8 protein-coding genes are annotated in these 13,305 nt (G+C 67.6%); 6 read left to right on the top strand and 2 right to left on the bottom strand.

Annotated features, from left to right (window positions below; translation table 11 throughout):
* Positions 1–427 precede the first annotated feature (427 nt).
* The 4 genes from RIL96_RS12750 (at position 428) to RIL96_RS12735 (ending at position 4,123) form a co-directional block, all read left to right on the top strand.
* Complete coding sequence (locus RIL96_RS12750; RefSeq protein ID WP_310549407.1) at positions 428–730, top strand: histone-like nucleoid-structuring protein Lsr2; 303 nt, start codon at positions 428–430, stop codon at positions 728–730.
* A gap of 208 nt (positions 731–938) precedes the next feature.
* Positions 939–1,616 carry a GntR family transcriptional regulator gene (locus RIL96_RS12745; protein WP_310549406.1) on the top strand — a complete coding sequence of 226 codons (678 nt, stop codon included), beginning with the start codon at positions 939–941 and terminating at the stop codon, positions 1,614–1,616.
* 243 nt (positions 1,617–1,859) lie between these two features.
* Positions 1,860–3,188, top strand: a complete 1,329-nt coding sequence (locus RIL96_RS12740; RefSeq protein WP_310549405.1) for an MFS transporter — start codon at positions 1,860–1,862, stop codon at positions 3,186–3,188.
* 5 nt (positions 3,189–3,193) lie between these two features.
* A complete protein-coding gene (locus tag RIL96_RS12735; RefSeq protein ID WP_310549404.1) occupies positions 3,194–4,123 on the top strand; it encodes an ornithine cyclodeaminase family protein in 930 nt (309 codons plus the stop codon).
* Positions 4,124–4,212: 89 nt separating this feature from the next.
* Here RIL96_RS12735 and RIL96_RS12730 read toward each other — a convergent pair whose 3' ends face one another.
* On the bottom strand, positions 4,213–7,806 hold the full coding sequence (locus tag RIL96_RS12730; protein WP_310549403.1) for a proline dehydrogenase family protein: 3,594 nt from the start codon (positions 7,804–7,806) through the stop codon (positions 4,213–4,215).
* Between the two features lie 195 nt (positions 7,807–8,001).
* Here RIL96_RS12730 and RIL96_RS12725 point away from each other — a divergent pair, with 195 nt between their 5' ends.
* Both RIL96_RS12725 and RIL96_RS12720 read left to right on the top strand, forming a co-directional pair.
* Entirely contained in the window at positions 8,002–9,522 is a 1,521-nt protein-coding gene (locus tag RIL96_RS12725) for a GntR family transcriptional regulator (RefSeq protein ID WP_310549402.1), read from the top strand.
* 144 nt (positions 9,523–9,666) lie between these two features.
* Positions 9,667–12,183 carry an ATP-dependent Clp protease ATP-binding subunit gene (locus RIL96_RS12720; protein WP_310549401.1) on the top strand — a complete coding sequence of 839 codons (2,517 nt, stop codon included), beginning with the start codon at positions 9,667–9,669 and terminating at the stop codon, positions 12,181–12,183.
* A gap of 138 nt (positions 12,184–12,321) precedes the next feature.
* Here RIL96_RS12720 and RIL96_RS12715 read toward each other — a convergent pair whose 3' ends face one another.
* A complete protein-coding gene (locus tag RIL96_RS12715; RefSeq protein ID WP_310549400.1) occupies positions 12,322–13,143 on the bottom strand; it encodes a hypothetical protein in 822 nt (273 codons plus the stop codon).
* Positions 13,144–13,305 lie beyond the last annotated feature (162 nt).

Genomic DNA, 13,305 nt, shown 5'->3' with positions numbered 1-13,305 from the left:
GAACAGCGGACCGAGTCCGCACCAAAATCTCGGAACTAAACCCAGGACGGTTCATCGTCTCAGATATGGCGTACGATGGTCAATGCTTCGTGACACGGCTTCGTGAACTGCGCGTGATGACATAGTTCAGGTTTCTGCAAGGTTTCTCTGGTTGAAAAGTCTGGGAGTTCACCTCACTTGACTTAGAAACTGGGCCTTGTGAATATGATCTGTATCGGATGCACATCGCGTGACGTGCTCGATGGCAAAGAATATGGCAGACGAATTATCGATCGCGTCGGTGGAAGTGCTCCTTCGTCTCTGATGGACCGTGAAGAAGGCGGTTCGGAAGACAGCTCAGAAGCTGAGTGAGAAGGTCAGGCACAGATATCGGTACGTGAACGGCTTTCGGCACTGTCTCTGATGAAGCAGTGAGGAATTTTCAGTTATGGCTCAGAAGGTGGAGGTCGTCCTGGTGGATGACTTGGACGGTTCGGAAGCGAAGGAGACCGTGACATTCGGTCTGGATTCGCGGCATTACGAAATTGATTTGAGTGAGGACCACGCCAAGGAGCTGCGTGAGACGCTCAAGCCCTATATCCGGCGTGGCCGGGCGGTGGCGCCGCCGTCGCCGCAGAATGAGGCGCGGAAGATCCGCGAGTGGGCGGTGAAGAACGGGTACCAGGTCTCCAGCCGCGGTCGCCTGCACCGCGACATCGTGGAGGCGTACCGCAACGCCAAGCGTCGCTGAGGGTTTTCCCGCTCCGCACATCATCGAGTCCCCGATTCCCGACGTTTTTCGGCTGCCATGAGGCCGAAAGCATGCCGGGAATCGGGGACTCGATGTGTCAGGGGGATGTGTCAGGGGAGGGCCGCGGCGATGCGATGATGGCAGTGGCGGATGGACCGTGGCAGTGACGGACTGGCTCAGGAGTCGCAGAGAAGGAGGCGATGGCGGGATGAACATGGCCTCTGTGGAGGGCCGGAGGAGCCTGCGCGGGCAGGTGCAGGAACGGCTGCGGGAAGCGATGGTCGCCGGGGAGTTGGAGCCCGGTGAGATCTACTCCGCCCCGAAGCTCGCCCAACAGTTCGGTGTCTCTCCCACCCCGGTGCGTGAGGCCATGATGGAGTTGGCCGGTGAGGGCTTCGTGGAACCGCTGCGCCACCGCGGATACCGGGTGGTGGAGCTCTCTGAGTCCACCTTGGCCGAGGTCACTGAGGTCCGAGCCCTGCTGGAGGTTCCGGCTGTGGGCCGGGTGGCCGAGCTCGTCGGTGCGCAGGCGGAGCGCTACGCCGGGACGGTGGATGAGCTTCGCGGCGTCGCCGAGACGCTCATCAGAACCGCTGCGGCAGGGGAGCTGCAGCAGTTCATCGCCGCTGATATGCGGTTCCATCTGGGGCTGCTGGGGATCCTGGACAACGAGGTGTTGCTGGAGGAGGTGCGGCGGCTGCGGCGTCGTACTCGTCTCTACGGGCTGCGTGCGATGGCAGAGGCCGGCACGCTGGCGGCTACTGCCCGAGAGCATCATGAGCTGCTGGACCAGATCGAGGCTGGGGATCGTGCCGCGGCCGAGGCCCTGATGCGCCGGCATCTCGGCCATGTCCGCGGGGTCTGGGCCGGGCGCCCGGAAGACTGAGTTCAACGCGGCACCGTTCAACGCGGTATCGAGGCGGACGCGTATTGTGCGGTGCAACGTAAAATTGTACTGTGTGTGATCATCACGTGGTCCGCATCACGCCGCCGGTCGCTGAATGGGCCGGTGGTTGAGTGCCCCGGTGGCTGAGCGTCCCGACGGTTCAACCTTCGGGGGCCTCAGCCTGGAGGCGGCGGGCCTGCCACGCACAAACAGGGGGTCTCTTTGATCCGGAAACAGTCACGTATGGGGAAGCCGGCGACCAACCGGCGCGTGCTCATCGGAAGTCTCAGCGGCAGCGCGATCGAATGGTTCGACTTCTTCCTCTACGCCACCGCCGCGGCCATCGTCTTCGATCGCTTCTTCTTCCCCACCCAGGACCCCTTGGTCAGCCTGATGCTGTCCTATCTCTCCCTGGCCCTGACCTTCTTCATCCGCCCCTTCGGCGGGATCATCTTCTCCCACATCGGCGATCGCATCGGCCGCAAACGCACTCTGGTCATCACCCTGACCATGATGGGTGCGGCCACAGTGGCCATCGGCCTGCTGCCCACCTATCAGCAGGTCGGCGTGCTGGCCCCGCTGCTGCTGATCTTCTGCCGTATCGTCCAGGGGCTGGCCATCGGCGGCGAGTGGGGAGGGGCGCTGCTGCTTGCCTTCGAATATGCCCCGGAGAAGCGCCGCGGACTCTTCGGGTCAGTGCCGCAGATGGGGATCACCATCGGCATGCTGCTCTCCACGCTGGCGTTCTCCGCCGTCTCCCAGCTGCCTGACGAGCAGTTCGACGCCTGGGGGTGGCGGCTGCCCTTCATCGCCTCGATTCTGCTGGTCGTCATCGGCCTGCTGATCCGTCACGGTCTCGACGAGACTCCCGCCTTCCGTGAGGCCAAGGAGACCGGCGACGTCGCCAAACTGCCTATCGTCGATACCCTGCGCGATCACTGGCGTTCGGTGCTGGTGGCGATCGGCGCGAAGATCACCGAGACCGCGCCGTTCTACATCTTCGCGACCTTCGTGGTCAGCTATGCCACCGGTGTGCTGACCTTTGAGCAGTCCACTGTGCTCAACGCCGTCAGCCTCGGTGCCCTGGTCTCCACCGTCATGATCCCGGTGATGGGTGCGCTCTCTGACCGGATCGGACGCCGCCCGGTCTACCTGCTGGGCACCGCCTGCATCGGCCTCTACGCCGCACCGTTCTTCCTGCTGCTGGGCATCGAGATGGACTGGGCGGTCTTCGTCGCCGTCGTGCTGGGCCTGGGAATCATTTGGCCGCCCATCACCGCGACCCTGGGTACGATGACCTCTGAGATCTTCACCACCCGGGTCCGCTACACGGGGGTGACGCTGGGTTATCAGATCGGTGCGGCCATCGCCGGTGGCACCGCACCGCTGATCGCGACCTGGCTGCTCTCGCGGTTCGACAACGCCTGGTTGCCCATCGCCGTCTACCTGATGATCCTGGCCGCGATCTCCTTGGCGGCGGTGCTGGCGGCGGGCAGCGTGACCCGGCGGGAGACCGAGCTGATCCGTGCGCGCGGTGAGGTGCAGATCGTCGAGAGCTTCAGGAGCGAATGAACCCCATGACTATGTTGAACCCGGATTCCCTGCCCTTCCTCGACGCTGAGGAGGTCCGGCGTCAGATCACTCCGGACCGGACCCGCCGGCTCATCGAGGAGGTGTTGAGTGCGGGCTTCGATCCCGCAGAGGACCCGGCCCGCCAGCACGTGGAGGCCGGTGCGGGGCATCTGCTGCTGATGCCTTCAGCGCTCAACGACTGGGTCGGTGTGAAGGTGGCCTCCGTGGCGCCGGGCAATCCGGCGCAGGGCCTGCCGCGGATCCAGGCGCTCTATATCCTCCTCGACGCCGCCACGCTGACGCCGCGGCTGTGCCTGGAGGGTTCAGTGCTCACCGCGCTGCGGACCCCGGCGACGACGGCGGTGGCCTGTGACCGGCTCGCCGCGCAGGAGGCACGGTCGCTGGTGGTCTTCGGCAGTGGTCCGCAGGCGGTGGAGCATGTCATCGCCTTGCAGCAGATCCGTGCCCTGGAGGAGATCACCGTGGTGGGGCGCACGCCGCAGCGCGGTCAGCTGGCGGTGGATGAGCTGGCGGTCCGCGGAGTGAGCGCGCAGCTGGGCACGCCCGAGGCGGCCGGTGAGGCTGACATCGTGGTCTGTGCGACCTCGGCTGCTGAGCCGCTCTTCGAGGCGGGGCTCATCGCTGACGGGGCCTGTGTGGCGGCGATGGGATCGCATGAGCCGGATCGCCGTGAGCTGCCCGCTGGGCTGCTGAGCCGTTCGTTGGTGGTCGTCGAGGATGCTGAGACGGCGCTGCGGGAGGCCGGCGACGTCGTGCTTGCCGCTGCTGAGGGGGCTGTGGTGCGGGAGGATCTGCACGGGCTGGCTGCGTTGGTGCGCGGCGACGTCGTCCGGCGTACTGACCGTCCCAATGTGTTCAAGGGCACGGGGATGTCCTGGCAGGACCTCGCCGTCGTCTCCGGCCTCGCCCCCTAGATCGAGAATCCCTGGCTTTGTGAGGTATCCCGCCGTATGTTCCACGGGATACCTCACAAAGCCAGGGATTCTCGATCGGGGGAGGTGGGTCAGCTGGTGAGGTCGGCGGCGAGCTGGTGGAACGCCGGGCTCGGGTTGCCGAAGCGGTGCAGGGTCATCGAGACTGCCTGCTCCTTGGTCCAGTAGCGCAGCTCCACCCGGCCGGACGTGGTCACGGCATCATCGAGCAGCGCCACCTCGGGACGCTCCACCAGCTCAGCACGCAGCGCCGCGCTCGCCGAACCGACGATGCGCACCCGGCGCCCGACGCCGCGGTCGAGCGTGCCGTTGCGCAGCGCGGCGGCGAACTTCTTCTCCGACACCTTGGCCACCTCCACCGACAGCACACCCTTCAGCGCACCGGTGATGCCCTTGAGCACCTTGTCCACGGACTTCTCCGCCTTCGGGTCCACCGAGACATCCAGCGGCGCCCCCGCGCGCAGCGCCGCCAGCACTGTACGCACGACGTCGGCGGGCTGGGCGTCCGCGGCCACACGCAGCAGCGTCTCCTCCGGGTGGTAGCGGAAGATGTTGGCCTCCGCGGACAGCCCGGTGCGGTCGATGCCGCGGCCGAACTCCGCGTCCCAGTGCCGCTTGTCATCAGCGGCAGCCAGGCGCAGACGACGCCGCGCCGCCTCATCCAGCGCGCGGGTCAGTTCCGAGGAGTCCTCGCAGGCATCGAGCAGCGCCGTGACAGCGGGGTGGTCGACCGGTGCCACTGCCGGCTTCGACAGCTGCGGGTCATCGTTCCACTGCCCGAAGAGCATGACGTAGTTCGGCCCGCCGGCCTTGGAGCCCAGCCCCACAGAGGACTGCTTCCATCCGCCGAAGGACTGCCGCTGCACGATGGCCCCGGTGATCCCCCGGTTGACGTAGGCATTGCCGACCTCCACACGGTCCACCCAGCTGCGCACCTCCTCCGGGTCCAGGGAGTGGATACCGCCGGTCAGGCCGAAGTCGACGGCGTTCTGCAGCTCGATCGCCTCATCGAGGTCCTTCGCGCGCATCAGGCCCAGCACCGGTCCGAACACCTCGGTGAGGTGGAAGAACGAGCCCGGCTTCACGCCCTCCTTGATGCCGGGTGACCAGAGGCGTCCGGTGTCGTCGAGCTGACGCGGCTCCAGCAGCCACGTCTCATCCGGCTCCAGCGTGGTCAGCGCGCGGTGCAGCTTCTCGCTGGGCTGCTCGGTCAGCGGACCCATCGAGGCCTTCAGGTTCGTCGGCCAGTCGATCACCAGGGAGGAGGCGGCGTCGACGAGCTGCCGGCGGAACCGCTCGGAATGGTAGACGCTGCCCACCAGGATTCCCAGCGAGGCCGCCGAGCACTTCTGTCCGGCGTGACCGAAGGCGGATTTCACCAGGTCGGCGACGGCGAGGTCCCGGTCAGCCGCGGGGGTGACCACCAGCGCGTTCTTCCCGGAGGTCTCGGCGTTGATCTGCAGCTCCGGCTTCCAGGAACGGAACATCGCGGCGGTCTCCGAGGCGCCGGTGAGGATGACCCGGTCGACGTCGTCGTGGCTGACCAGCTTCTTGCCGACCTCCCGCTCGTCCGGGTAGATCCCGTGCAGCACCTCACGCGGGACACCGGCCTCCCACAGGATCTCCAGCAGCGCCATCGAGCACCGCGGCGTCGGTTTCGAGGGCTTGTGGATGACGGCCGCGCCGGCGGCCAGCGCGGAGACCGTGGAGCCGAAGGGGATCGCCAGCGGGAAGTTCCACGGCGGGGTCACCAGCACCACGCGGTCCGGGGTGAACTCCGCGTGCTCGACCTCCTCTAGCGCCAGTGCCGAGTGGGCGTAGTACCGGGCGAAGTCGATCGCCTCGGAGACCTCCGGGTCGGTCTGCTCCAGTGATTTGCCCACCTCAGCGGCGGCCACTGTGAGCAGGTGGCCGCGCCGGGCGTTCATCAGGTCAGCGGCCCGGTAGAGGATCTCCGCGCGTTCGGCGGCCGGGCGGGCCGCCCACTGCTCACCGGCATCGCGGGCGACGGCGACGAGGTCGTCGACGTCGTCGTACTCCAGGTTCAGCGGGGTGGGCTGGCGGCTCAGCCATGCCGGGTCGGCCGCTCGGGCGGTGATGTCCCGAGCCCACTGCTGGTTCACCGGGAGCGCGACGTCAGTGTCCGGCTCGTTGACGAAGGCCGGAATCCCCTCCGGGTAGGTGGGCAGTTCGATGGGTTCCCCGGCGGGGTCCTCGGCCTCGGCGGGGCGGTTCTGGCGGTGCTGAGGCAGCGGCGGGGTGTGGCCCTCGCGGCGCAGACGGTCCTGCAGGTCCGCGACGGAGGAGCGGAACCGCCCGGCCTCGCGTGCGAAGATCTCGGAGCCGGGTGCCAGCTCGAAGATCCCGGACATGAAGTTCTCGGAGGAGGCGTTCTCCTCCAGCCGGCGCACCAGGTAGGAGATGGCGACGTCGAACTCCTGCGGGCGGACCGCGGGGACGTAGAGCAGCAGCTGGCCGACGTCGCCGCTGACGGCTTCGGCCTGATCGGCGGCCATGCCCTGGAGCATCTCGAACTCGAGCCGGTCGCTGACGCCGCGTTCGGCGCCGAGCAGATGCGCGAAGGCGATGTCGAAGAGGTTGTGCCCGGCTACGCCCAGGCGTACGCCGGTCATGTGCTCCTGGTCCAGCAGCCAGTGCAGTACGAGCTTGTAGTTGGCGTCGGAGTGCTCTTTGGAGTCGCAGACCGCCCGCGGCCACCCGGCGACTTCGGCGTGGGCGAGCTCCATGGCGAGGTTCGCGCCCTTGACCAGGCGGACCTTGATGCCCGCGCCGCCGGAGGCCACACGCTCGGCGGCGAAGGCGGCCAGGCGCTGCATGGCAGCCAGCGCGTCGGGCAGGTAGGCCTGCAGCACGATGCCGGCTTCGAGGTCTGTGAGCTCGGGCCGGGAGAGCAGGCGTTCGAACACGGCGATGGTCAGGTGCAGGTCCCGGTACTCCTCCATGTCCAAGTTGATGAACTTGGTCCCGGCCGGTGCCTTCGCGGCCTCCTGGTACATGGGGATGAGGCGCTCGACGACGTAGTCCACTGTGTCTTCGAAGCCCCACATGGACAGCTGGGAGGCGACGGAGGAGACCTTGATGGAGACGTAGTCGACGTCCTCGCGGCGCAGCAGACGGCGGGCGTCCTCGAGGTGGTGGTCGGCTTCGTCGTCGCCGAGGACGGCCTCACCGAGCAGGTTGATGTTGAGGTTGTGGCCGTGTTCGCGGATGGCGGCCACGGCCTTGCCGAAGGGCTTGTCCCGGGCGTCGACGACCATATGCCCGACCATCGAACGCATCCGGGAGCGGGCGGCGGGGACGACGACGTCGGGCAGCAGCGGGGCGAGTGCGGAGCCGGCGCTGATCTGCGCGCGGTCGGCGGCGGAGAGGGTGTCCGGGGCGATGCCGCCGAGTTCCTTCAGTGCGGTGGCGGCGGCCCGGGTGTCTTCAGTGCGGATGACCCGGTCGACGAAGCCGACGGTGAACTCCAGCCCGCGGGGGTGGCTGAGCACGGCGGCCAGGCGCTTGGCCGCGGCGGGGGGCTTGATGCCGGAGCGCTGGGTCTGCTCCAGCCAGTCGGTGACCTTCTCGACGGCGGCCTCGGTGAGGTCGGTGAGGTCAGCGTGGATGGGGGTGCCTGCGGTGGCGCGGGGGTGTGGGGTCATGCGTCCTCCTGCGGAGACGGGGCGCTGCGGACGGGCAGAGCCGATGACGCAGAGCCGATGACGGGGGCTGCCTGAGGCACCTGTGGTGTGGGTGGTGCCGGTCTGGGCATGTGTTGCTTCCAGTGTGGTCTCTGCCGTCGGTGCAGCTGAAGGGGTGAGGTGTCCTGTGGATCATTTCTGAGTCAGAATGTGGGGATGGTGGAGGCACAGGTGCGCCGGGGCAGGCCGCGGGTCCAGGAGACGGCCGACGACGTCGTCGCCAGTGTGCTGGCTGCTGCTGGGCCGCGGGTGGGGTCTTCGGCGTACTCCACCCGGGAGATCGCGGCGATGGTGGGGCTGAGCCAGACGCTGGTCAGCCGCTCGGTGCGGCGGATTCGTCAGGGCGGGGCGGGGGAGGAGCGGCGCGAGCAGTGGGCCTCGGTGTTCTCGGTGTCCGGTCATCTGCGGCTGATGTCGGTGCAGGAACATGACGGGGTGATCCGGGTCGAGTTCTCTGTCGGTGCTGGTGGTCGCGGGTGCCACAAAGGCGGTGACGAGGCCGGTGACCCGGCCAGTGATGAGGCCGGTGATGAGGCCGGTGACGCGGTCGATGATGAGCGGGCTGATGGCGCGGTCCGCCACCGAGGGACACGGGGGCGGGCGGGGGTGCGGTTCAGCCGTCGCGCGGCCGCGCTGATGGCCGGGCTATGGGTGGCCGGAGGCGCGCCCGGAGCTCAGCAGGTGTCTCAGCAGGTGTCTCAGCCGGCGTCTCAGTCCGCGTATCAGCCGGTGTGGTCCTCACCGGCGCACAGCGGCATCGCGGATCGTGAGGATGGGGTCCACGTGCTCCAGGCCCGGCGGGGTGGCCCGGAGTTGCCTGCGTTCCTCGCCGAAGTCGCCGATTGCCTGGCCGGATGCGTGGTGGAGGAGGACATGATTCCCGGTGCGTTGCTGCGTGATGTGTCGTTGCGGGCGCATCGGGGGCTGCGCGGGGTCTCCTGGCACCGTGATGGGGGTCTCTCCAGACGTCCTGATTCTGACTCAGAATCCGTACCGGATGCCTCGGAACTTCCCGCGGAGGAGCGGGTGGCGATCGCGCTGCGTGGTGAGGTGGCCGATTCCGGGCTGCGTCCCGGTGATCGGATCCGGCCTGGCCGTCTCGGAGCCCGTGCCGGGCTTGGGCCGGGTGCCGTGCGCGGTGCGCTGACTCAGTTGGCCGCCCGTGGGCTGGTGGAGCAGCGCAGCCCGGGCCACGCGGTGGCCACGATCCACGGTGCCGATGTCATCGATGTCTACGCGGCCCGGCTGCAGCTGGGCCAGGTGCTGCTGCGTGGTGCCGCGGATCGGCCGCGGCATCGTCTGGTGCCGCTGCACACCTCCCTGGACCGGTTGCAGCGGGCCCACGCCGTCGGCGTCGCGGTGGAGGTGGATCAGGCGGACCTGCAGTTCCAGCGTACGGTGGCGGAGGTCTCGGGGCTGAGGCAGTCCGCGGAGACCTTCCACGAGCTGACCCTGCGGGTGCAGATGTTCATCGCGGTGCTGCAGTTGGACTACGGTCCCGTGGCCGACAGGATCCTTGCTGACGATCGCCGTCTGCTCGCTGCCCTGACTCAGGGCCGCGGGGACGACGCCGCGCGGATCTGGCGGGCCAAGCTGGACCACGCGGTGCGTCATATGTGCGCCATCGCCCCGGAGCGCTTCGACGCCGCTCTCTGGAGCCGGCTCTCCGGGCGGTGAATGCTCGGGGCTTTCCGGGCGCTGAACGAGACACCGGGCCGCGACGTCGCCGTCGGACTTCTCCCGCTGGCGAACACCGGCCCGCCGATCCGCCCTGACCCGTAGCATCGTGGATGAGTACCAACGCGAGGAGTGTCATTGGCCATGTTCGAGAGATTCACAGACCGCGCGCGGCGTGTGGTGGTGCTGGCCCAGGAAGAGGCCCGCATGCTCAACCACAACTACATCGGCACCGAGCACATCCTGCTCGGCCTCATCCATGAGGGCGAAGGTGTGGCGGCCAAGGCCCTGGAGTCCCTGGACATCTCCCTCGGCGGCGTCCGGGAGAAGGTGCAGGAGAAGATCGGCCCGGGCCAGAACGCCCCCAGCGGCCACATCCCGTTCACCCCGCGGGCGAAGAAGGTCCTCGAGCTCTCGCTGCGTGAGGCGCTGCAGCTGGGCCACAACTACATCGGCACTGAGCACATCCTGCTCGGCCTGCTCCGCGAGGGCGAGGGCGTGGCCGCCCAGGTGCTCGTCGAGCTCAACGCTGACCTCAACAAGGTCCGCCAGCAGGTCATCCAGCTGCTCTCCGGCTACCAGGGAGGCGGCCAGGAGAAGGCCGGGGCCGGCGTCGGGCAGGGGTCCCAGGAGGGCGGCACCCCCTCGGGTTCGGTGGTGCTGGACCAGTTCGGCCGCAACCTCACCGCTGCCGCACGTGAGGCGCAGCTGGACCCGGTGGTCGGCCGTGACTACGAGCGTGAGCGTGTGATGCAGGTGCTCTCCCGCCGCACCAAGAACAACCCGGTGCTCATCGGTGAGCCGGGGGTCGGCAAGACTGCCGTCGTCGAGGGTCTGGCGCAGGCCATCGTCAACGGCGATGTCCCGGAGATCCTGCGGAATAAGCAGCTCTACACGCTGGACCTCGGCTCCCTGGTGGCTGGTTCCCGGTACCGCGGTGACTTCGAGGAGCGCCTGAAGAAGGTGCTCAAGGAGATCCGCACCCGCGGGGACATCATCCTGTTCATCGACGAGATCCACACGCTGGTCGGTGCCGGTGCGGCCGAGGGCGCGATCGACGCGGCCAATATCCTCAAGCCGATGCTGGCCCGCGGCGAGCTGCAGACCATCGGTGCCACCACGCTGGATGAGTACCGTAAGCACATTGAGAAGGACGCCGCCCTGGAGCGCCGCTTCCAGCCGATCCAGGTGGAGGAGCCCTCGGTGGAGACCACCGTGCAGATCCTGCGCGGGCTGCGCGACCGCTACGAGGCCCACCACAAGGTCTCCATCTCCGAGGACGCGCTGGAGGCCGCCGCCTCTCTGGCCAACCGGTACGTCAACGACCGCTACCTGCCGGATAAGGCCATCGACCTGCTCGATGAGGCCGGCGCCCGGCTGCGCATCCAGCGGATGACGGCTCCGCCCGAGCTCAAGGAGTTCGACGCGAAGATCGAGGACGTCCGCCGGGAGAAGGAAGCGGCCATCGACGCCCAGGACTTCGAGGGTGCCGCCAAGCTGCGCGACGACGAGCAGAACCTCGTGGAGGAGCGCCAGCAGAAGGAGGACGAGTGGAAGAACGGCACGATGGACGAGATCGCGGAGGTCGACGCCGACCTCATCGCGGAGGTCCTGGCCTTCTCCACCGGTATCCCGGTCTTCAAGCTCACCGAACAGGAGTCTGACCGCCTGAAGCGGATGGAGGACGAGCTCCACAAGCGGGTCATCGGCCAGGATGAGGCGGTGAAGTCGCTCTCGCGGGCGATCCGCCGCACCCGCGCCGGGCTGAAGGACCCGAACCGTCCCTCCGGGTCGTTCATCTTCGCCGGGCCCACCGGTGTCGGGAAGACCGAGCTGGCCAAGACGCTCGCGGAGTTCCTCTTCGGTGATAAGGACGCCCTGATCACCCTGGACATGTCCGAGTTCTCTGAGAAGCACACCGTCTCGCGGCTCTTCGGTGCCCCTCCCGGCTACGTCGGTTACGAGGAGGGCGGTCAGCTCACCGAGAAGGTGCGTCGCAAGCCGTTCTCCGTGGTGCTCTTCGATGAGGTGGAGAAGGCTCACGCGGACCTGTTCAACTCGCTGCTGCAGATCCTTGAGGATGGCCGGCTGACTGACTCGCAGGGCCGTGTGGTGGACTTCAAGAACACGGTGATCATCATGACCACCAACCTGGGGACGAAGGACATCTCCAAGGGTGTGATGACCGGGTTCCAGTCCTCGAGCGACACCAGCACCAACTACGAGCGGATGAAGGGCAAGGTCAACGAGGAGCTGCGTCAGCACTTCCGGCCGGAGTTCCTCAACCGTGTGGATGACACCATCGTGTTCCCGCAGCTGGAGCAGTCGGAGATCGTGAAGATCGTCGACCTGTTCGTGAAGAAGCTGCGTGACCGGTTGGCCGAGCAGTCCATGACCCTGGAGATCTCACAGCCGGCGCGGGAGCTGCTGGCGGAGAAGGGCTACGACCCGGCGATGGGTGCGCGCCCGCTGCGCCGGACCATCCAGACGATGGTGGAGGACCAGCTCTCTGAGCGGATCCTCTTCGGTGAGATCCCCGAGGGTGCGGAGATCTCCATCGGTGTGACCGGGGAAGGCTCCGAGCGTGAGCTGACCTTCGACTGGTCCGCTCCGAAGCAGCAGCTGGAGGAGGCCGATCAGCCGGCGGCGCTCGAAAGCTGAGCTGACGCCCGATTCATGAGACCGGGCTTCTGATGACGGCGGGCCCCGAGGAATATCTCCTCGGGGCCCGCCGTCATGGGCTGTGTCTGCTGGTCTGGGCTGTGTCTGCCGTCGTGAGCCGTGCCCGCCGGCGGAGTGTCATCCCAGCTCGGGGTTATGCCTCCTCAGCGAGGCCGCGACCCGCCCCTCACCAGGTGTGATGCGGGCGCAGAGCTGGTTGCCCTTCGTCGGCATCACGTAGGGGCCCTCGCTGACCTCGCGGTGGCCCTTCTCGATCAGGTGCTTGCCGGCCACGGGCCAGAGGTTCAGCCCCGGCTTCTCCTTCTTCGGGCGCACTCGGCGCAGCCCGAACTGGTGCATCAGCGCCACCCGTGCGGCGGGCACATCGGCGAAGGTCAGCACTACTCCGGTGAAGCGGCTCAGCCGTACCGCATGGGAGAGCAGCACCTTCTCCAGATCCGCCGTCGTGACGGGGCCTGTGTGGCTGCCTGCGTGGGTGCCTGTGTGTTCGTCATCCACGGCGAGAGTCACGATCTCGGAGACGTTGACGATCAGCGCCGCCGCCTGGGTGCCGGCGTAGCCCTTCTGCAGCAGCTGGGCGATCAGTCCCATCGGAGGGCCGACCCGCACGAAGCCGGCGCGCTCGCCGTCGATTTCGGCGAGGAGGTCGAACTGTGCGGCGCCGGCGGCAGCGTTCCAGTCATTGCGGTCAGGGTCTGCTTGCCGCGGGGCATCGGTGACTGTAGTGCGGAAGGCGCGGTGACCGTCAGCCAGGCCGGCACGCAGCCCGCTCTGGTAGTGCGGATGCTCGAAGCGAGCCTTCCCCGGGCGCGCGTCGACGGCCTCGGCCAGCCTGAGGCAGAATTCTGCATCTTCAGCTGTGGCCATCCGCAGCGTCACCTCCGGCAGCTTCGTCGCGATGGGGCCCTCTAGCAGAGTACTCAGATGCGGTGACGTCATGGCTCCCATTATGGAGCAGGGGCGGCCTCTCACCACTCGGCGGTCATTGCCGGGGGGTTGGCTTTATGCGGTGGGGGAGGGGTGTGAGTGGTTCTGGGGTCTTGTGTGGGGGTTTCGTGTGGTTGTGGGTGCGGGTATTGTTCGTGGCCAGGCTGTTGTGGT

This window comes from Nesterenkonia aerolata, assembly GCF_031470965.1.
Classification (GTDB): domain Bacteria; phylum Actinomycetota; class Actinomycetes; order Actinomycetales; family Micrococcaceae; genus Nesterenkonia; species Nesterenkonia aerolata.
This window is presented reverse-complemented; position numbering and strand designations above follow the sequence as displayed.